General features: G+C 67.0%; 9 protein-coding genes and 1 pseudogene. 5 read left to right on the plus strand and 5 right to left on the minus strand.

The annotated features are described in order from the left end of the window. Window positions 1–89 precede the first annotated feature (89 nt). Entirely contained in the window at window positions 90–1,433 is a 1,344-nt protein-coding gene (locus tag ACCQ16_RS19530) for an AMP-binding protein (protein ID WP_031424779.1), read from the minus strand. Window positions 1,434–2,030: 597 nt separating this feature from the next. Between ACCQ16_RS19530 and ACCQ16_RS19535 the strand changes: the two genes are divergently transcribed. From ACCQ16_RS19535 to hemF, 4 genes are all read left to right on the plus strand, one after another. Beyond that, window positions 2,031–4,391, plus strand: a complete 2,361-nt coding sequence (locus ACCQ16_RS19535; protein ID WP_122272170.1) for a S9 family peptidase — start codon at window positions 2,031–2,033, stop codon at window positions 4,389–4,391. A gap of 432 nt (window positions 4,392–4,823) precedes the next feature. Beyond that, window positions 4,824–5,540 carry a hypothetical protein gene (locus ACCQ16_RS19540; RefSeq protein ID WP_122272169.1) on the plus strand — a complete coding sequence of 239 codons (717 nt, stop codon included), beginning with the start codon at window positions 4,824–4,826 and terminating at the stop codon, window positions 5,538–5,540. Beyond that, complete coding sequence (locus ACCQ16_RS19545; RefSeq protein WP_109290462.1) at window positions 5,537–6,121, plus strand: hypothetical protein; 585 nt, start codon at window positions 5,537–5,539, stop codon at window positions 6,119–6,121. Before ACCQ16_RS19540 ends, ACCQ16_RS19545 begins: the two co-directional genes overlap by 4 nt. Window positions 6,122–6,523: 402 nt before the next feature. Next, entirely contained in the window at window positions 6,524–7,423 is a 900-nt protein-coding gene (hemF, locus tag ACCQ16_RS19550; protein WP_127167700.1) for an oxygen-dependent coproporphyrinogen oxidase, read from the plus strand. 845 nt (window positions 7,424–8,268) lie between these two features. On the opposite strand, the gene polA is transcribed toward hemF, so the two are convergent. Beyond that, window positions 8,269–11,070, minus strand: a complete 2,802-nt coding sequence (gene polA / locus ACCQ16_RS19555) for a DNA polymerase I (protein ID WP_277573264.1) — start codon at window positions 11,068–11,070, stop codon at window positions 8,269–8,271. Window positions 11,071–11,146: 76 nt separating this feature from the next. Here polA and ACCQ16_RS19560 point away from each other — a divergent pair, with 76 nt between their 5' ends. Further along, window positions 11,147–11,437: a DUF2782 domain-containing protein gene (locus tag ACCQ16_RS19560; protein ID WP_008571145.1), complete on the plus strand. Its 291-nt coding sequence runs from the start codon at window positions 11,147–11,149 to the stop codon at window positions 11,435–11,437. 353 nt (window positions 11,438–11,790) lie between these two features. Here the strand turns inward: ACCQ16_RS19560 and tssA are convergent, their stop codons facing one another. From tssA to ACCQ16_RS19575, 3 genes and pseudogenes are all read right to left on the minus strand, one after another. Further along, window positions 11,791–12,834 (minus strand): type VI secretion system protein TssA, encoded by a 1,044-nt coding sequence (tssA, locus tag ACCQ16_RS19565; RefSeq protein ID WP_127167698.1) that lies wholly within the window; start codon window positions 12,832–12,834, stop codon window positions 11,791–11,793. Window positions 12,835–12,883: 49 nt separating this feature from the next. Next, the gene (locus ACCQ16_RS19570; RefSeq protein ID WP_506175366.1) at window positions 12,884–17,653 is read right to left on the minus strand and encodes a beta strand repeat-containing protein; all 4,770 of its coding nucleotides are present in this window, start codon (window positions 17,651–17,653) and stop codon (window positions 12,884–12,886) included. Continuing rightward, window positions 17,639–21,073 (minus strand): annotated as a pseudogene (locus ACCQ16_RS19575) (beta strand repeat-containing protein); the annotation flags it as partial. The gene ACCQ16_RS19570 and the pseudogene ACCQ16_RS19575, both read right to left, overlap by 15 nt.

Here is a 21,073-nt window from a genome sequence, read left to right on the forward strand (position 1 = left end):
GTTCTTCGCGCTGTGTCTGCGGCCATTCATCGCCACGCTGACTGCCGCGTCCATGACGCCTGCCGTTGCGCACACGCGGCAGGTCACGCTCAGCCGTTGAGCAATCCCAGCACCACATCGCGCGGCAGCTTGCCGGTTTCGTTGCGTGGCAGGGCGGCGACCTTGCGCAGGCGGCGCGGCAGGAAGACCGGGTCCACGCTGACGCGGAGCGCGGCCAGCACCTGGGCTTCGTCCAGGGTGGGGGCGACCACCAGCGCGGCGATGCGGCCGACCGCCTGGCCGGGGTCGGGCGCGAGCTGCACGATGGTCCCGTCGATGACGCCGGGAATGGCGAGCAAGCGCCGTGTCAGATCGGCCAGCGATGCGCGCTTTCCGGCGATTTCCAGCAGGTCGGCCTGGCGGCCGCGCACCTGGAAGCGGCCGTCGTCGGCCACGTCCATCATGTCGGCCAACAGCACCGGCGTGGCCAGATGCGGCGCATGCACCAGCGTGCCAGAGGCCTGCGTTTCCAGGCGCACGCCGGGCAGAGGCGTCCACGCCGCTTCCAGCGCCGTACGGCGCACGGCGAACACGCAGGTTTCGGTGGAGCCGAACATCTCGCGCACCTCACCGCCAAAACGCGCTTCGGCGGCAGCGGCGATCTCCGGCGCCAGCGGCGCGGTGGCCGACACGATGCCGGCCAGCGGCGGCAGCGCCACGCCGGATTCGACCAACGCACGCAGATGCACCGGTGTGGTCACCAAGACACGCGGCGCGGGAATATCGGCCAGTGCACGTGCCACGTCGTCCGGAAAGAACGGGCGCCCGGCGTGCACCGCCAGCGTGGTCACCATCGGCAGCAGCACCGACAACTCCATGCCGTACATGTGCTGCGGCGGCACGGTGGCGACCACGTGCGGGACGGCATCGGTGTGCGTCCACAGACTTTGCAGCGCAACCAGATCCTGGCGCGTGCTGGTCAAAAAACTGCCCCATGTCTTGGGATTGGGTTGCGGGCTGCCCGTGCTGCCGGAGGTGAAACCGATCGCCACCAGCGCATCGTCGGCCAGCTGCGGAATCGGGCCCTGGGCCTGCGGCAACTCGGCCGGCAGCTGCCAGTACCGCGGCGGCGCCAGCTCCAGCGTCAGGTCGCCCAGACAATACGTATCGACGTAACGCGCCTGCACTTCGCCCACGACTGCCGGCGCTCGCGAGGACGGCAGCAGCGAGACCTGCCCGCGCAGCGCACATGCATAGAACGCCACCATGAAACGATAGCGGTCCTCGCACAGATTCACCGCATGGCGGCCCGCGGGCAGCTGTTGCGCCAGGCCGTGCACGTGCGCGATGAAGGTCGCCAGATCGACCGACTGCCCCGCGCGCCAGGCCAGCGGCCGGTCGGGCGCACCAACAGCCATCGGATGGGAAATAGCGGGGGCAGGCAGGCTGGACATGGAAACCGACGGTCGCAAAAGCGCGCTAGCTTGGCCGCCACCTGCGCCGCTGGCAAGTCAGGGGTTTTCCTCTGCGACGCGCGAAGTGGATCGCCGCCAGGGTGTGGCATGCGGGTGGCCAGGCCAGTTGGTGTGAGACGCGCGCCTTGTGCGGCATGGCACATCATCGTCGCTGCACGCGGCAAGTCTTCACCAGTGCGTGGTTGCGCTGGGCAGTGCGATACGCCGACGGGCTGCAGGTGTGCAGGGCAGTCGTGCGGCGCCTCTGCGCAGGTGCGCTTCCATACGAGATTTTCGTTGCGTTCGTCGGCGCATGTGCCAGTTGAGCGCGTGGCGTTACCAGTCCAGTGCCGTGGCGTTGAAGGATTCATTTGCGCTGTCGTGTCGTGCAGCGCCGATGCCGCGCACCGCTCTCATCTGCGAGTGCATGCTTGCGCAGCGCAGGCCCATGGTCGCGCCCGCTCATTGCGCGCTTACAGGTGCTACCGGGCGCTGCATGCAGCCACGCACGCATGACCTGTGGCCCAAGCCTGCTGCGAAGGCGAACTGCTAGGCTTGCGCGCTCTCCTTTGCGTCCAGCCGTGTCCGATGCCTAGATTGTTGCCGTTGACCCTTCTGCTGCTGGCCACCACTGCGCATGCGCAGTCTGCCGCCCCGCTCACCATCGAACAGGCGATGGCCGACCCGGACTGGATCGGGCCGGCGGTGGACCAGGCCTGGTGGCAATGGGACGGCAAACAGGTGCAATACCTGCTCAAGCGCGATGGCAGCCCGGTGCGCGACACCTATCGCCAGGGCACCGGCGGCGGCACCGCCGAGCGTGTGGCCGATACCGCGCGCGCCGGCCTGGACGCGGCAAACCCCAGTTACGATGCCACCCGCCAGCGCATGCTGTTCGCACGTAACGGCGACATCTTCCTGCGCGATCTGCGCACAGGTGCGCTGACCCAGCTGACCCGCAGCAACGAGACCGAATCGCGTCCGCAGTTCGCCAGCGACGGCGGTGCGATCTGGCGCGCGGGCAACAATTGGTACCACTGGCGCGCCGACGGCGGCACTGCGCAGGTGGCGGTGGTCAAGGCCGAGCGCGACCCCAACGCCGCTCCCAAGGCCGATGTGCTGCGCGAGCAGCAACTGGCGACGCTGGCCACCTTGCGCCGCGACAAGGAGCAACGCGACGCGCTGCGCACGCAGGAAGACGCCTGGCGCCGCGCCGATGCCACGCGTGCGGCGGCGCCGGTGTATCTGGGCGATGAGGTGGAGATCGTCGACAGCGCGTTGTCGCCGGACGGCCGCCATCTGTTGGTGGTCACACAGGCCAAGAACGCCGACGAAGGTCAGGCCGGCAAGATGCCCAGATACGTGACCGAATCCGGTTACGAAGAATTCCAGGAAGTGCGCACCCGTGTCGGCCGCAACGCCCCGGCAGCGCATGCGCTGTGGCTGGTGGATGTTGGCGCGGGCACGGCCAGATCGCTGTCGTTCGACCCACTCCCCGGCATCGCCACCGACCCGCTGGCGGCCTTGCGCAAGGCCGCCAAGCGCGACCCCCTGAAGGGCAACCGCGCGGTGCGCGTGGAAAGCGATGGCGACGGCAGCGGGCCGGCCGTGCACTGGAGCGATGACGGCCGCAACGTGGCGGTAGAAATTCGCGCGGTGGACAACAAGGACCGCTGGATCGCCAGCGTGGACCTGGACAACGCCAGGCTGCAGCCGCGTCACCGTTTGAGCGATAGCGCGTGGATCAACTGGGACTTCAACGATTTCGGCTGGCTGCCCGACAACCGTACGCTGTGGCTGCTGTCGGAAGAATCCGGCTATTCGCAGCTGTACACCGTGGAAGGCAACGGCAAACCGCGCCAACGCACGCGCGGCAAGTGGGAAGTGTCGATGCCGGTGCCCAGCGCCGACGGCGGCGGCATGTTCTTCCTGTGCAACCAGAAATGGCCGGGCGATTACGAAGTCTGCAAGCTCGATCTGCGCAACGATCAGCTCACCGAGATCACGGCGTTGAACGGTGTGGAAGGTTTCAGCCTCTCGCCCAACGGGCAGCAGTTGCTGGTGCGTTACTCCGGCAGCTATCTGCCGACCCAACTGGCCGTGGTACCGGCCACAGGCGGTCAGGCCACCGTGCTCACCGACACCCGCACGGCAGCCTTCAAGGCGCAGCCGTGGATTGCGCCGCAGTACGTGCAAATCCCGTCCAAACACGGTGCCGGCACGGTCTGGGGCAAGTATTACGGCCCCAAGACGCCCGAGCCGGGCAAGCAGTATCCGATCGTGATGTTCGTGCACGGCGCCGGGTATCTGCAGAACGTCTCCGAACGCTACACCCCGTATTTCCGCGAGCAGATGTTCCACAACCTGCTGGTGCAGCAGGGCTACATCGTGCTGGACCTGGACTATCGCGCCTCCGAAGGCTACGGCCGCGATTGGCGCACGGCGATCTATCGCAACATGGGCCACCCCGAGCTGGAAGATTATCTGGATGGCCTGGACTGGCTGGTCGCCACCAAGCAGGGTGATCGCACACGCGCCGGCATCTACGGCGGCTCGTACGGCGGCTTCATGACCTACATGGCGCTGTTCCGCAGCCCTGGCACGTTCAAGGCCGGGGCGGCGCTGCGCCCGGTCGGCGACTGGATGCAGTACAACCACGAGTACACCTCCAACATCCTCAACACGCCCGAGCTCGATCCGGAGGCCTACAAGATCTCCTCGCCGATCAATTACGCCGAGGGCTTGCGCGACCACCTGCTGATCGCCCACGGCATGATCGACGACAACGTGTTCTTCAAGGATTCGGTGGACATGACGCAGAAGTTGATCGAGCTGCACAAGGACAACTGGCAGGTGGCGCCGTACCCGCTGGAGCGCCACGGCTTTACGCGCGCCGATTCGTGGCTGGACGAGTACAAGCGCATCCTCGAGCTGTTCAATGAGCAGGTGAAGCCTTAGAGCATGCCAGGTACTTCGAGGTGAGGGCGAAGCGTCCTGTGGCGCGTCGAGACAGGGCGTGCGCCTTGCCCACGGGTCGGCCGCCAGCGGCACGGGGCGGGCGCCGCGCGTCCTGCACGCAGATGCCGGGGTCAGGCCATCTCGCAGTCACGATGCGCCCTGACCAACCGCGCAGAACGTAGCCGATCCGGCCAACTGCAGCGACGACGCTGCGATCAGGATCAACGACGCGGCACGTGCGCGGGCAAACCAACACCGGCGTCTGGGTTGCTTCCCGCTCACCTGTTGCTACGCCAGTGGCTCTAAGCTTGGCGCTGGACCGGTAACGCGCCATCGCTGCACGCGTGCTGCTGCACCGGTCCGCCGCATGACCGGTGCGCCGCCGGCATGACGGCGCTTCCACTCACCACGGGCGCAGGGAAGGGAGACGCGATGGGCCTGTGGGACCGTTTGTTTGGACGCAAGAGCACTGCGGCAAACACGCCGCGCACGGCACCGACGGCTGCGCCTGTCGCTGCCGCAGACGTGTCGGAGGCGGTGGCCGAGATCGATCCCGCACTGCAACCGGCGCTGAGCGCGTTTCAGCGCGGCGACCATGTGGCTGCCTACAACGCTGCGCAGACGCAGCGCCACCTTGGTGCCGATGCGCAGCGCCTGTGCGCGCTGTCGTTGAGCGCGCTGGACCGCTATCGCGAGGCCTACCCGTACTGGCTGGCGCTGTATGCGCTGGAGCCCACGGCACACAACGCACTGCAGCTGGCAACCACCTCGGTGATGTGCAACGAGATCGCCCAGGGCGAGCAGTGGTTGCTGACCTTCGACGATCTCAATGCACAGGAGCGGTCCACCTCGCCGGCGACCGCGCGTACCAGCTTCCTCACCGCGCTCACCCGCGCCGGCCACGGGGCGCACGCGCTGCCGCACCTGGAATGGCTGCGCGAGGCATATGCTGGCATGTCCATTACCGACAGCCATTTCCTGTACGTGCGCGGGCTGCCGTTTCTCGAAGCATTTCTTGAGCGCAGCACGCCGCTGTTGCGCCAATGCCTGCCAGCCGACGCAGTGCCCGAGTGGTACGCGCGCCTGCAACCTGCGCTGGATCCGCCCGGGCAGGCGATGGTGGCTGCCCACATCGCATCACTACGATGAGCGCCGTCCGGCCAGCATCGGCGCGCCAGCGCGGTGGCTTCGTCACTCCGCTGGCTGGGGTTTCCCTGTTGCTGGGGGCGGTCAGCGTGCTGGCCAATCTGATGCAGATCGCAATGATCGCACTGGCGCCAGGTGCGGCATCGCTAGGGCTGCCCCAAGGCATCACCCTGCCCCCCTCCTGGCAATGGCTGATCGATCACGCGCTGTCGTTATCGGTCGCCGGCGTGGTGCTCTCGGCTGCGTTCTGCTGGTTGAGTTGGGCGCTGCTGCAGCGGCGCGAGTGGGCAAGGCGTGGCTTCGTGGCGGTGTTGCTGGTGACCGGGCTGCTCAATTTCGGCGGACTGGCGTTGATCGGGCCCTTGTTCGACGGCGTGCAGACGCTGCTGCCCGCCGATGTGCTGCAAAGCCCGGAGTGGCCGCAGATGCAGGCACGTTTGCAGGCCACCCAGCAAATGGCACTGGTCCTCACCGGCCTGGGTGCGCTGGCGATCGGCTGCGTCCACGCAGCATTGGCATGGCGGCTATGCACGCCCGCTGTCCGCGCGGAGTTTTCGCAAGCTGAGCGACCTGATAGCCGGTAAGGACGTTGCAGCCTGCAGCAGTTCAGCTGCCTTGCAACGAAATACGCCTCGCTCGCCAGTTGCGCATCGAAAACTGAGAGCTTGCGTGTGCGGTTGCCTGGCTATCTTCAATCCCAGCTCGAATGCACGGCGCCCGCATCGCTCGCGGCACACGCCGTGAACCCATCCTTGCGGCAAGGACACTGCACCACACGTTGGTCGGCAGTTTATGAAGTAGCTCCTGATACGGAAACGGCGCTGTAGAACAAGCGAGTCTCGCCCCTCGGTTGCGCTGGCGTACGACCATCTCGACTGGTCATTGCCCAGCGGTGATCACTGCGCCGTCATCCCGCATCGCACTGCGACAAACGGGCGCGCTTGCGCGGGATGCACCGCGCGGAGCGCACGGCTTAGAATTGGGACATGAACGAATTCGACCGTGTACGCGATTATCTGACCGACCTGCAGGACCGCATCTGCGCCGCTGTGGAAGCTGCCGACGGTAAGGCACGCTTCGCCGAGGACCTTTGGAAGCGCGAGGAAGGCGGCGGTGGCCGTACCCGCATCCTGCGCGACGGCGCGGTGTTCGAGCAGGCCGGCATCGGTTTTTCGGATGTGTCCGGTACGCGCCTGCCGCCGTCGGCCAGTGCGCACCGGCCCGAGCTTGCCGGTGCGACCTGGCGTGCATGCGGCGTCTCGTTGGTGTTTCATCCGCACAACCCGTATATCCCGACCACGCACATGAACGTGCGCTACTTCCGCGCCGAGCGCGATGGCGAGACGGTGGCCGCCTGGTTTGGCGGTGGCTTCGACCTGACTCCGTTCTATCCCTTCGATGAGGATGTGCAGCACTGGCACCGCGTTGCACAGGCGCTGTGCGAGCCGTTCGGCCAAGAGCGCTATGCCACGCACAAGCGTTGGTGCGACGAATACTTTTTCCTGCGCCACCGCAATGAAACGCGTGGCGTGGGCGGGCTGTTCTTCGACGATCTGGGTCAGGATTTCGAGCGCGACTTCGCCTACCAGCGCGCAGTGGGCGATGGCTTTCTGGATGCGTACATACCAATCGTGCAGCGGCGCAAGGACACACCCTACGGCGAGCGCGAACGCGAGTTTCAGCTGTACCGTCGTGGGCGCTACGTGGAATTCAATCTGGTCTACGACCGCGGCACCCTCTTTGGATTGCAGAGCGGTGGGCGCGCCGAGAGCATCCTGATGAGTTTGCCGCCGCGGGTGCGTTGGGAGTACGGCTTCACGCCGGAGCCGGGCAGCGCCGAAGCGCGGCTGGCCGATTACCTGATTCCACGCGACTGGCTGGGTTGATCGAAACGCCGCCGTAAGGCGTGGCGTGTTGGCGGACGTCCACGCAGGCGGTGGCATTGGCGGGCACGTTACAGCGGGTCGCGAGCAAGCGCGTTGCCTGCTGACGGCTCGATCCACTGTGCATCACCGGTGCGCCACGCTGCCTGGAGACAGAGGCCGCACAGGCGCGGATCGCATGACTGCGACGGCGCCCTGGTCCTTGGCAGAATGAAACTCGCCCACCAGCGCCGGTAGCGGTAGCGTGCATGGCAAACACGCGCAAACGCGACAACCGTAAATCGATAGATGAATACGCGCGCGGCCGGCCTATAAACTGAATGAGCAGCATGGCCTCGTACCGCCGTCGCAGCATGCCCTCTGCATCGCCGCACCCGAACGATTGAGCGGGCATTTACGCTGCAACGCGGCATACATTTGAGCGTGGCGCCAAGCGAATGCGTTGCCTGCGCGAGGTCTTGGTCTGACGTCGCTACACGCCACGCGCCTGCGCATACCGGAGGCACCTGCAGCATCGCTGTTAACGCTGCAGCGCTTGCGCATAGTGGAAGGACACAAATAAAAAGCCCCGCAGACCAGGGGGAGGTCGGCGGGGCCAGGGAACGGAAACTTGGGGAGGAGTTTCCGCTCCGAGATCTGCTCCAGGGGATGGGAGAGATCTACCGACAGGCGTTGCGCCCGTCGAGGGATATAACAACATTTTCTACATTGATGGATCGTGAAGATAACTGTTAAAAAAATGTAGAATTTAGGGGGTATTCATTCCATTAACTCAGCTGAATTCACATTATGTTTGGAACGGATTATTGCTGATCTGCGTATTCAGCATATCGCAGCCATTCACCGCATCAATGCGCTTGGTCCCAGTTATCGCCAACGCCCGAATCCACCACCAACGGCACGCGTAATTCGGCTGCGCCCGCCATGCGCGTGGTGACCTCGCTCAGTAGCGTATCGACGAAATTAATATCGGCTTCGAACACCAGTTCGTCGTGCACCTGCAAGATCATCTTCGCGCGTTGCGCGTGGTCGGCGATCCAGCCGTCCACGTTGACCATGGCGCGCTTGATGATATCTGCGGCGGTGCCCTGCATCGGCGCGTTGATGGCGGCGCGCTCGGCACCGGCACGCTGGCCCTGGCTGCCGGCATTGATGAAGTCCAGATACAGCCGGCGCCCGAACACCGTTTCCACGTAGCCCTTGTCGCGCGCCTGCTGGCGGGTGGTTTCCATGAAGTCGCGCACGCCCGGGTAACGGCTGAAGTACAGCGCGATGTAGTCCTGCGCCTCGCCGCGGCCGATACCGAGCTGACGGGCCAGGCCGAAGGCGCTCATGCCGTACATCAGGCCGAAGTTGATGGCCTTGGCGGCGCGGCGCTCATCGCCGCTGACGGTGTCGATGGTGCGGCCGAACACTTCGGCGGCGGTGGCGCGGTGGACGTCGGCGCCGGATTCGAACGCGCCCACCAGTCCGGGGTCGCCGGACAGGTGCGCCATGATGCGCAGCTCGATCTGCGAATAGTCGCAGGCGATCAGCTTGCGTCCGGCCGGGGCGACGAACGCGCGGCGGATGCGACGACCGTCTTCGGTGCGGATCGGGATGTTCTGCAGGTTCGGATCGGACGAGGACAGCCGCCCGGTGGCGGCGCCGGCCTGGTGGTAGCTGGTGTGCACGCGCCCGGACTGCGGGTGGATCATCTCCGGCAGCTTGTCGGTGTAGGTGCTGCGCAGCTTGGCCAGGCCACGGTATTCCAGGATGACCCGCGGCAGCTCGTGCTGGTCGGCGATGGCTTCCAGTGCTTCTTCGTTGGTCGAGGGCTGGCCCTTGGGCGTCTTGACCACGGCGGGGAGCTTGAGTTCGTCGAACAGCAAGGCCTGCAGCTGCTTGGGCGAATCCAGGTTGAAGCTGCGCCCGGCCAGCTCGGTGGCTTTCTGCTGGGCAGCGAGCATGCGCTTGGACAGGTCCGCACTCTGGCGGCGCAGTTCGGCCGCATCCACGCACACACCGTTGGCTTCGATGCGGGCCAGCACGTCCACCAGCGGCATTTCGATGTCGCGGTAGACGCGCTCCAGGTCCGGTTCGCTGGCCAGCCGGGGGCCGAGCACGCGATGCAGGCGCAAGGTGATGTCGGCGTCCTCGGCGGCGTAGCGGGTGGCGTCTTCCAGGCTGATCTGGGCGAACGGGATCTGCTTGGCGCCCTTGCCGCAGACGTCTTCGTACTTGACGGTGTCGTAGCCGAGATAGCGCTTGGCCAGGCTGTCCATGTCGTGGCGGGCACTGCCGGAATTGAGCACGAAGCTCTCCAGCAGGGTGTCGTCGGCATAGCCGGCCAGCGCCACGCCATGCCGGCGCATCACGTGCAGGTCGTACTTGCCGTGCTGGCCGAGCTTGCGCACGGCCGGGTCGGTGAGCAGTGGCGCCAGTTGCGCCAACGCCTGGGTGCGGTCGAGTTGAACCGGCGCACCGGGGAAGTGATGGCCGAACGGCAGGTACGCCGCCTGGCCGGGCTCGGCCGCCACGCTCAGGCCGATCAAATCGGCCTGCAGCGGGTCCAGGCTGTCGGTTTCGGTATCGAAGGCGAACTGCCCGGCGGCACGCAGCCGCGCGATCCAGCTGTCGAGCTGCTCCTTGGTCAGGATGGTCTCGTACTGGCCGGGCGCCGACAGCGACGGATCGAGATCCACCGCGGCGTGGACGGGGCCGGAGACGAAGCCGGTGCCGCGCGCGCGGCCCGGCTCGGTGCGCGCAGTGGCAGCAGCAGCGCCCAGCGCCACCGGCTCGGCCAGCAGGCCCGCCTGCGCGGCCGCACCACCGAGTTCGCGCAGCGCCTGGGTGAAGCCGTAGCGGGCGTACAGCACCGCCAGCGCCTCGGCGTTGGGCTCGCGCAGGTCCAGCGCGCGCGGGCCGCTGGCCAGGGTGACATCGGTCTTGATGGTGACCAGCTCACGGTTGAGCGGCAGGCGTGGCAATGCGGCGCGCAGGTTGTCGCCGATCTTGCCCTTGATCTTGTCGGCGTTGGCGATGACGCCATCGAGCGAGTCGTATTCGGCCAGCCATTTGGCGGCGGTCTTGGGGCCGCACTTTTCCACGCCGGGCACGTTGTCGACGGTGTCGCCCATCAACGCCAGCAGGTCGACGATCTGATCGGGCCGCACACCGAACTTGGCGATCACCGCCGCGTCCGAATCCATGCGGCTGCCGCTCATGGTGTTGACCAGTTCGATGCCCGGACGCACCAGCTGGGCGAAGTCCTTGTCGCCGGTGGAGATGGTAACGCTCAACCCATCGGCGGCGCCCTGCAGCGCCAGCGTGCCGATCACATCGTCCGCTTCCACGCCGTCGATGCGCAGGATGTCGATGCCCAGCGCATGCACGATGTCGCACATCGGCTGCACCTGCGCGCGCAGGTCGTCGGGCATCGACGGTCGGTTGGCCTTGTAGTCGGCATACAAGTCATCACGGAACGTTTTACCGGGCGCATCCACCACGAAGGCGATGTAGGCCGGGCGCTCCTTCAAGGTGGCGCGCAACATGTTGACCACGCCGAACAACGCACCGGTGGGCTCGCCCTGGGCATTGGTCAGCGGCGGAAGTGCGTGGAACGCGCGATACAGGTAACTGGACCCGTCGATCAGGACTAATCTGCTCATGGCCCGATTCTACGCTGCACGCCCAGGGCACACCGCGCCAGCGCATACTGGCTGGCGATCAACACGGATAACGACAATGAACAAAGCACGTCTTTTGCTGCTGCCGTTACTGCTGCTCGGCGGCTGTGCCACCGGCGGCGGCGACCGCGCCGGTGGCGATATCCCGGCTGGCGCCGATGTCACCAGCAAGACCATGGGCAACGGCGACAAGGTCGACGAATACCGCGTCAACGGTCAGTTGGAGATGGTGCGGGTGACGCCGGCGCGCGGGGCGCCCTACTTCCTGTACGACCGCGACCATGACGGGCATACCGACGCGGAAAAGGACAAGGTCAACAAGGTGTATTGGCAGCTCTATAGCTGGTGATTGGGGGTTGGGATGCGGGATTCGTGGGGCATGCGTCGGGCATTGAAACGCCCGGTGGCGTTGCGTTTTGATCTGCGCTTCGTTGCCTTGGCCGAATTGCCGCCGTGCCTGGAGATGTCCCCTTGCGCACAGCGCGCCGCACACCCGCGTGGTGCGCTTGCGGTAGCGCTGACGATGGGCTGCCGGCATGCAGCCGTGCCCAGCGCTCTTTCACACGATTGGGCGCTACTCAACCGTGTTCACGATTGCTGGGCGCACCGCTCAGGTGCCCTGCCTGTCCAGCGCAACCGCTGCTCGGCGTTCCCTGCCCGGCGGGACACCAGGTGCTCGGGTTTCTTGCCTGGCAATGCGGCTCAGGTTTCTTCCAGCGGGCCGGTGACGCGTTGCAGTTCGTCGATGCCGGCCGGGGCCAGCTCCTTCATCAGCGCCAGGAAATCGCAGCCGACCAGGCGTTGGGCGCGGCGCAGCAGCATCGGCACCGGGCTGGATGGTTCGTGCCGGGCGTAATAGGCGCAGATCTCTTCCAGCCGCCGCTTCACATCCTCGGGGCCGGCGATCTCGTCGTTGCGGCGGGTGGCACTGGTTGCCGTGGCGGCGGCGTGGCCCTCGCCGGCAGCCTGCTCACCGTCTTCAGTGACCGCAAGGACGCCCTGCCGCGCTTGCCAATGCGGCAGTACGAAGCGCTCCAGATCGCGCAGGTCGGTCAGCAGCGGCCGCAGGTCCGGCGCAGCGGTGCCGACGCGCTCGCTCAGCAGCGCATCGATCGCGCGCGCCTGCCGCAGCGCCTCGGCAATGGCCTGGGCGGAGGTGGCCAGCGTTTCCGGCGCGCAGTCCTGGCAGCAGGCTTCGATTTCGGCCAGGCTGGGGCCGCTCTGGCCGTCGGGCAGCTTGATGCTGCCGTTGGCCACGCGCAGATCGCGCAGGCTGAAGCGGCCCAGCCGCGGCGACTGCACGAACGCGGTGGTGCGCAGCGCACCGAGCAGGCCCATCGGGTCGCTGAGGCCGACCAGCGCATTGATGCGCGAGGTGGGGTCGTTGTCGTCGTCGGCATCCAGCTGCGGATGCACGCTGTCCCAATGACGCTCGAGCAGGCCGTGGATCAACGCCAGCGCATCGGCCCAGCCCGGCAGGCCGCGCAGGCGCAGCCAGGCGGCGCCGAGCTTGCCGGCCACGCGCAGGTCGCGGCTGCGCCGGCTCAGTTCCAGCGCCAGCGCCTGCACCTTGTCCCAGTCCGGTTCTTCGGCGGCGATGACGCTCTCGCCCAGCGAGCGCTCGGCGCGGACCGCCGATTCACGCTCCAGGCGCAGGAACTCCGGGTCGTATTCCAGATCCGGTCCGGCCGGGGCATCGTCGCCGAGCGGCGCCAGCAGGGTCTCCAGGGAACTGTCGTCTTGCATGGCACGGCCTCCATCGGGGAAGCCGCCGCGGTGAGCGGCGGCAGGCAGGTCACTCGGGATTGCAGACGGCATCCGGGTCGCCGACATCGCAGGCCGGCTGCTGGTCGTCGGGCAACCGCAGGCCGGGGCGGACCAGGCCGAAGGCGCGGTACGGGGTACCGCTGGCCGACAGGTCCACGAAGGCCACGGTGCGGCTGGCCGAACTCTGCGCACGGCCGGCAAACGCCGAGGCCGGCACATTGAAGCCGGAGCCGCCGGCCAGATCGAGCAGGCTGCCGTCGACCGTCGTGGCGTTGAAATAGGCCGGCGGCGCGCCGATCGCCGCCACGGTCTGGGTGCCGGTGCCGATCACATAGATCGGGTTCTGCTGCGTACCGATCTGGCCGGTGGCGGCGAAGGTGCCGGTGCCGTTGCGCAGCGGCGCACGGCCGTCCTGGAACAGATTGCCGCGGACCGACAGGAACATCGCGCTGTTGCCGGCATCCACGCTGTAGCTGCTGCCATTAGCCAGCACCAGCAGCAGATCGCCGCCATTGGTGAAGCTGAACCCATTGCTGGCGACGAAGTCGCCCAGGCGTACGACACGGTTGTCGACGAAGCCGGCCGCATCGCCCAGCACCACCGCGCCGCCTGCGCTACCGCTGAGCAGGCCGGCGGTGATCGAACTGCCGGCGCGCTGGCGGATGCCGGCAGCGGCCTGCAACCAGCTGGTGGCGCCGCTCAGCTGGCCGCTCAGGTGCAGCTCGCCGCCGCTGCGCAGGCGCAGCGAGGGGCCGCCGTCGACGCGGCCGCTGACCAGCAGCGAGCGATTGCTGACCAGATCCAGGCCTTGCGCGCTGAAGTTGCCGAGCGCGTCGATGGCGTTGCCGCTGCCGGTGAGCGTGACCGCCCCGGCGGCATTGCCGCCGAGCTGACCGGCGCGCAGGTTGCCGGCGTTCTGGGTGATCGCCCCGCCGCTGCTCAAGGCCACGCTGGCGCCTTCAACGTCGTGACCGAGTACCACGCCGGTGCCGCCGCGCAGGGCGATGGCGTTGGCACTGAGCGCGCCAGCGGTGGTGAGCTGGCCACCGGCCTGCAGACGCAGGGCATCGCTGGCTTGCGCAGTCGCCGCCAGGTCGTTGCGATCGACGATGGCAATGCTGCTGCCGCGCGCCTGCACCGTGCCCTGGAAATCGTTACCGGCCGCATCCAGCACGATCGCACCGGTGCCGGCATCGAGCACGCTGCTGCCCGCCACGGTCAGCGCACCTTGCTGGGTAATGCCGGCAGCGGTGGCCGCAGGCACGGCAATCGCCTGGGCAACGATCCTGTTGGCCTGGGCCGTTGCTGCACTCCCGCTGCGTGCCACCAGCGCACCGCCGACGCGCCCCTGGCCCAGATCCAGGCCGGCGCCGCTGGCGACATCCAGTGCATCGACCTCCAGATTGCCCAAGACCAGCGCATTGCGATCGCGCACGCTGGCCGCGCCGCCGCTCAGGCTCACCGCCGCCTGGAAATCGTTGTCGGCATCGGTCAATGCAATGGCAGCGCCACTGCTGTTGATGCGGGTAATGCCAGTGACGGTCAACGCGCCGCTCTGGGTGACGGCGCCGCCATTGCTGGCCGCATCCAGATCGCCATCGACCAGGCCAACGCCCAGATTCAGCGCGCCGCTGTTACGGACCTGCAGGTCGCCGGTGTTGAGCGTGCCCAGGGTCAAGGCATTGGCATCGCGCACGCTGCTGGCCCCGCCGCTCAGGGTGAGCAGGCCCTGGAAGTCGTTACCCGCCGCCTCCAGGGTGATGGCGCCGCTGCCGGCATCGACCGTGGTGTCGCCTGCGACGAGCAACGCGCCACCGGTCTGGGTGATGGCGGCATTGGTGCTGTTCAAGCGCAGCGCGTTGCCTGCCGTGAGCGTGTTGCTCAGCGCGATGCCATTGGCGCCGGTCAGTTGCACCGTGCCACCGCGCAAGGCGCCCGCAGAGCGCAAGGTACCGCCGTTGGCTGTCAGCGTCAGCGCGCCGGTGCCGGTGTCGATCTGGCTGGCCGGCAGGTTCAAGTCACCGCCGGCGACCAGCGAGATCGCCGCGTTGGCACCGCTGCGCACCGCAGCGATGCTGAGGTCGTTGCGATCCTGCACGGCGATGGCATTGCCGGTGAGCGCAACCGCGCCGACGAAGTCGTTGTTGGCATCGGTCAAGGCGATGTCGCCGCTGCCGGCATTCAAGCTGGATGCACCGCCGACCGACAAACCGCCGCTCTGGGTGATCGCTGCATTGCCGCTGGTGCCGTTCAACGCGCCACGCACCACGCCGTTACCTAGATTCAATGCGCCACTGCTGTTGGCGGTGAGTGCATTGGTGGACAGCGTGCCGAAACTGAGCGCGTTGCCGGCGATCTGCACATCGCCTGCCGTGAGATTGACCACGCCGTTGAAGGTGTTGCCCGCGGTATTGAGCGTGACGTTGCCACTGCCTGCATTGACGGTGGTGGTGGTGCCAACGTTGAGTGCCGCGGCGGTCTGCGTGATCGCGGTGTTGTTGCTGCTCAGCGACAGCGCGTCTGTGGTGGTGATGGTGTGGCCGATGGTGAGACCGTCGCGCGCGGACAGGGTGACGTTGCGGCCGCGCAAGTCGCCGCCGGTGCTCATGCTGCCGCCATTGGCGATCAGGGCAAGATCGGCGGTGCCGGTGTCCAGGTTCTGCGCGGAGAGGTTCAGTGCGCCGCCGGCGGTCAACGCGATGGTGCCGTTGGCACCGGCGTTCAAGGCATTGATGGTGAGGTCGCCGCTATCGGCCACCGTGATGCCGGTGCCGGTGAGACTGATGCCGGCGCCAAAGCGGTTGCTGCCGTTGTTGAGCGCGATGCTGGCGCTACCGGCATCGACGGTGCTGGTGCCCACCACGTCGAGTGCGCCGGCGTTCTGCACGATGGCGGCGTTGGTGCTGCGCAGGGCGAGCGTGTTGGCGGTGACGGTGTGGCCCAGGGTCAGGCCGTCGCGTCCGAACAGCGTCACGTTGTTGCCACCCAGGGCTGCGGCCGTGCTCAGTGCGCCGCCGTTCGATGCCAGGGTCAGGTTGCTGTTGCCGACCGCGATAGCCTGCGACGGCAGGCTCAAGGTACCGCCGGCGGTCACTGCAACACTGCCGTTGCCGGTGCTGGTCAATGCGGCAAGACTGAGGTTGTCGCTGTCGGTCACGCCAATACCGTTGCCGGTCAGGCTGACGCTGTTGAAGTGATTGCCGGCTTGCAGCAACGAGATCGCACCGGTGCCCGCATCGACCGTGGTGGCGCCGCTGACCAGCAGTGCGCCGCCGCTTTGCGTGATGGCGGCATTGCTGCTGGCAAGCGACAACGTGCGCGCGGTGATGTTGATGTTCTGGCCCAAGGCCAAGCCGCTGTTGGCGCGCAGGCTCACTTCATCGCCAAGCAGTGCGGCAGACAGGCTCAGGCTGTTGGCGATCAGGTTGATGTCTCCGCTGCCGTTGTTCAACGTCGTGCCTGGCAGGATCAGGTTGCCGCCGGCGGTCAGCGCGATCGTGCCGCCGTTGTTGCTGGTCAGCGAAGAGAGCGTGAGATCGTTGCTGTCGCGCACCGCGATGCCGGCGCCGGTCAGGCTCATGCTGCCCTGGAAGTCGTTGCTGCCGTCGATCAGCGCGATGGCGCCGCTGCCGGCATTGAGGGTGGTGGCGGCATCGACGATCAGTCCGCCGGCCTGGCCGATGGCGCCATTGCCGCTGCTCGCAGCAAGGGTGCCGGCAACGCGGCCGCTTCCCAGGTTCAATGCGCCGTTGCTGGTGGCGGTGAGGTTGGCGGTGTTCAGCGTGCCCAGCGTCAACGTGCTGCTGTCGCGGATCGACACCTCGTTGCCGGTCAGGCTCACTGCACCGCCGAAGTGATTGCCGGCACTGCCCAACGCGATCGCGCCGGAGCCGGTGTTGAAGCTGGAGGTCGAACCGATGCGCAAGGCGCCTGCGGTCTGGTTGATCGCGCTGTTGCTGGTGGACACCACCAAGGTGCTGCTGTCGATGCTGGTCGCCAACGTCAGTGCGTTGGCGCTGAACAGCGAGACCGCATTGCCGGCGAGATCGCCGCCCAATGTCAGCGTGCCGTTTTCTGCGCGCAGCGTCAGGTCATCGCTGCTGGTCAATCCGCTGCCGGGCAGCGTGAGCGAGTTGCGTGCGGTGAGCGCGATGGTGCCGGCTCCACCGTTGTTGAGCGAGACCACGCTGAGATCGTTCCCATCGACCACCGCGATATTGCGGCCGGTCAGTGCAAGGCCGTTCCTGAAGTCGTTATCGCGTGCGAGCGAAATGGCGCCGTTGCCGGCATCGACGGTGGCAAGGCCGCCGACGTCGAGCACCCCTGCATTCTGGAAGATCGCGTTGGTGGTGGCAGTCAGGCCCAGGCTGCCACTGGCGGTGACGTTGTGATTGAGCACGATGCCATCGCGGCCGCTCAGGCTCACGTTGCCGCCATTCAAGCTGCCGTTCGTGCTCACTACGCCGCCATTGGCGATCAGGCTGAGCGCGCCGGTGCCGGTGCTGAGGTTTTGCGTGGGCAGCGTGAGCGCGCCGCCGGCTGTCAGGGCGATGGCGCCATTGGTGCCGTTGCTGATCGAGGAGATGCGCAGATCGTCACGATCGACCACGCTGATGCCGGTACCGGTGAGGCTGACGCCGCTGCGGAAATCGTTGCTGCCGTCGGTCAGCGCGATGGCGCCGCTGCCGGCGTTGAGGGTGGTGGCGGCATCGACGATCAGTCCGCCGGCCTGGCCGATGGCGCCATTGCCGCTGCTCGCAGCCAGGGCGCCGGCAACGCGGCCGCTGCCCAGGTTCAATCCGCCGTTGCTGGTGGCAGTGAGGTTGCCGGTGTTGAGCGTGCCCAGCGTCAGCGCGCCGCTGTCGCTGATCGACACGCCGTTGCCGGTCAGGCTCACTGCGCCGACGAAGTGATTGCCCGCGCTGCCCAGTGCCAGCGCGCCGGTGCCGGCGTTGAAGCTGGAGGTCGAACCGATGCGCAAGGCGCCTGCGGTCTGGTTGATCGCGCCGTTGTTGGTGGACACCGACAAGGTGCTGCTGTCGATGCTGGTCGCCAGCGTCAGTGCGTTGGCGCTGAACAGTGACACCGCATTGCCGACCAGATTGCCGCCCAATGTGAGGGTGCCGCTGTCTGCGCGCAGCGTCAGGTTGTCGGTGCTGGTCAATCCGCTGGCAGGCAGCGTGAGCGAGTTGCGTGCGGTGAGTGCGATGGCGCCGGCGCCCCCGTTGTTGAGCGAGACCACGCTGAGATCGTTCGCATCGGCCACTGCGATATTGCGGCCGGTCAATGCAATGCCGTTCTTGAAGTCGTTATCGCCTGTGAGCGAAACGGCGCCGTTGCCGGCATTGACGGTGGCCAGCCCGCCAACGTCGAGCACGCCCGCGTTCTGAGTGATTGCGGCGTTGGTGGCAGTCAGGCCCAGGATGCCGCCGGCGGTGACGGTGTGATTGAGCGCCACGCCATCGCGCGCGCTCAGGCTGACGTTGCCACCGCTCAAGGTGCCAAGCGTACTCAAGGCACCGCCATTGGCGATCAGGCTGAGCGCGCCGGTGCCGGTGGAAAGATTCTGCGTGGGCAGCGTGAGCGCGCCGCCGGCTGTCAGGGCGATGGCGCCATTGGTGCCGTTGCTGATCGAGGCGACGCTTAGATCGTCGCGATCGACCACGCTGATGCCGGTGCCGGTGAGGCTGACGCTGCTGCGGAAATCGTTGCTGCCGTCGGTCAGCGCGATGGCGCCGTTGCCGGCGTTGAGGGTGGCGCTGCCATCGACGATCAGTCCGGCGCTCTGGCTGATGGCGCCATTGCCACTGGTTGCATCCAGGGTGCCGCGGACGCTGCCGCTGCCCAGGTTCAACGCACCATTGCCGGTGGCGGTGAGGCTGCCGGTATTCAGCGCACCCAGCGTCAGCGCGCCAGTGTCGGCGATGCGCGTGTCGCCGCCGGTCAGCGTCACCACGCCCTGGAAATCGTTGGTCGCTTCATCCAGTTCGATGGCGCCGGTTCCGGCATTGACGGTGCTGGTGCCGGTGGCGGTCACGCTGCCGGCGGTCTGGGTGATCGCGCTGTTGGTGGTGGTCAGTGCCAGCGTGCCGCTTGCGGTGACGTCATGCCCCAGAGTCATGCCGGCAGTGCCGGTGAGGTCCACGTTCGTGCCGGCCAACGCGGCGCGCGTGGTGAGGCTGCCGCCACTGGAAAGGGTGAGGTTGGCGCTGCCGGTGTTGATCGCCGTTGCCGGCAAGGTCAATGCACCGCTGGCACGCAGCGACAGCGCGCTGTTGTTGCCAAGATTCAGGGTGCCGATGGCCAGATTGCCGGCAGCGTTCAACGAGATGCCGCGACCGGTGGCGCTGACCAGATCGCCAAAGGCGTTGCCGCTGTTGTTCAGGGTGATCGCACCGGTGCCGGCAGTGAGGTTGCTGGTGCCGACGATGGTCAGGAAGTTACCGGCCGACTGGGTGATCGCGCCGTTGTTGCTGGTGGCGAGCAAGGCACCGCCCACCCGGCCGCTGCCCAGGGTCAACGCGCCGTTGCTGATGGCGGTGAGATCGTTGACGTTCACCGCACCCAGTGTCAGCGCGCCGCTGTCGCTGATGCGCGTGTTGCCGCCGGTCAGCGCCACCACGCCCTGGAAGTCGTTGCCTGCGCCGTCCAGCGTGATGGCACCGGTTCCTGCATTGATGGTGCTGGTGCCGGTGGTGGCCACGCTGCCGGCGGTCTGGGTGATCGCGTTGTTGGTGGCGGTCAACTTCAGCGTGCCGCTTGCCGTGACGTCATGCGCCAGCGCGATGCCGCCGCGACCGGTGAGGTCCACGTTCGTCCCGGTCAGCGTGGCGCGCGTGCTGAGGCTGCCGCCGCTGGACAGGGTGAGGTTGGCGCTGCCGGTGTTGATCGCCGTTGTCGGCAAGGTCAATGCGCCGGTGGCACTCAACGACAGCGCACTGTTGCTGTCGAGGTTCAACGTGCCGATCGAGAGATTGCCTGCCGCGTTCACGGCAATGCCGTTGCCGCTGGCGCTGAACAGGCCACCGAAGGTGTTGCCGCCGTTGGTCAGCGAAAGCGCACTGCCGGACTGCAGGAATTGGCTGGTGCCCGTCACCGCCAGCGCACCGGATTGGGACAACGCGACCGTGTTGGTCAGGCTGAGGTTGCCGCCTACATCCAGGTTGCCGAGGCCGCTGATCTTGTTGGCGCCGCTGAAGGTGGCACTGCCACCGATAAAGCCACCCAGGCTGCCGGCGGTGTAGATGCCGGTCTGTTGCACGCCGCGACCGGTGCTCAGGGTGATCGCCCCGGTGCCGGCATCGATGCTGCCGCCGCCGGCGACGTCGAAGCTGCCACCGCCGGAGGCGATGAGCGACACGCTGCCGTCGGGGCCATTGGACAGCGACGCCGCACGAATGGTGCCGCTGTTGTTGATGAGTCGATCGAAGATGCCTTGCGCCGCGCGCGCCTGCAGCTGGATCGCGCCGCCTGGCGCGCTCAGGGTGCCGGAATTGTCCACCGCCTCGGTCGCCAGACTCAGCTGCAGCGGCTTGTCGATCAGCACGCCGAAGCCGCCGCTTTCGAACGTCAGCGTGGCTGCGTCGGCACCGGCGAGCGTGATGTTGCCGGCGGTGGCGGTGATGGTGCCGCTGTTGGACGCCCGGCCACCGATCAGCACGGCCGACCCGGCAGCGGCGTTGATGGTGCCGCTGTTGATGACCTGCGCCACGGTCGTGCCGCCGGCATCCAGGCTGTAGTCGCCGCTCATGAACTTGGACACGGTGGTGCCCAGCGTACTGACCACCAGGCCGCCGACATTGATGTTGGCGGTGTTGCCGATCAATACGCCGTTGCTGTTGAGCAGGAACACCTGCCCGTTGGCGTTGATGTTGCCGTAGATCTGCGTCGGGTTGCCGCTCTGCACCAGGTTGAGCACCACCGAACTGGCGCTGGGCTGGTTGAAGATCATCGTCGCCGACGAGCCGATGTCGAACGCCGACCAGGTCAGCGCCATGCGCGAGGAGGTCTGGTCGACGGTCCGGCTGCTGCCGTTGACGGCATTGATGGTGCCGGTGCCGCCGGCGATGCTGCCGCCGGTCGGCAGCTGGTTGGCCGCCACCTGGGCCAGGCCGCTGACCGGCATGGTCATCAGGGCGGCTGCCAGCGCAACGGCCAGCGGGCAGTGACGCAACGGGAGCGTGCGCGGCGAGGTCGCGGTATGGATGGTGGCGTGCAT

It is taken from the genome of Xanthomonas sp. NCPPB 1062 (genome assembly GCF_041481705.2).
Taxonomy (GTDB): Bacteria; Pseudomonadota; Gammaproteobacteria; order Xanthomonadales; family Xanthomonadaceae; genus Xanthomonas; species Xanthomonas euvesicatoria.

Bases quoted from the DNA above. Each gene is read 5' to 3' on its own strand.
- ACCQ16_RS19530 (WP_031424779.1), bottom strand. From the start codon at position 1,433: ATGTCCAGCCTGCCTGCCCCCGCTATTTCCCATCCGATGGCTGTTGGT.
- ACCQ16_RS19540 (WP_122272169.1), top strand. From the start codon at position 4,824: ATGGGCCTGTGGGACCGTTTGTTTGGACGCAAGAGCACTGCGGCAAAC.
- ACCQ16_RS19545 (WP_109290462.1), top strand. From the start codon at position 5,537: ATGAGCGCCGTCCGGCCAGCATCGGCGCGCCAGCGCGGTGGCTTCGTC.
- hemF (WP_127167700.1), top strand. From the start codon at position 6,524: ATGAACGAATTCGACCGTGTACGCGATTATCTGACCGACCTGCAGGAC.
- polA (WP_277573264.1), bottom strand. From the start codon at position 11,070: ATGAGCAGATTAGTCCTGATCGACGGGTCCAGTTACCTGTATCGCGCG.
- ACCQ16_RS19560 (WP_008571145.1), top strand. From the start codon at position 11,147: ATGAACAAAGCACGTCTTTTGCTGCTGCCGTTACTGCTGCTCGGCGGC.
- tssA (WP_127167698.1), bottom strand. From the start codon at position 12,834: ATGCAAGACGACAGTTCCCTGGAGACCCTGCTGGCGCCGCTCGGCGAC.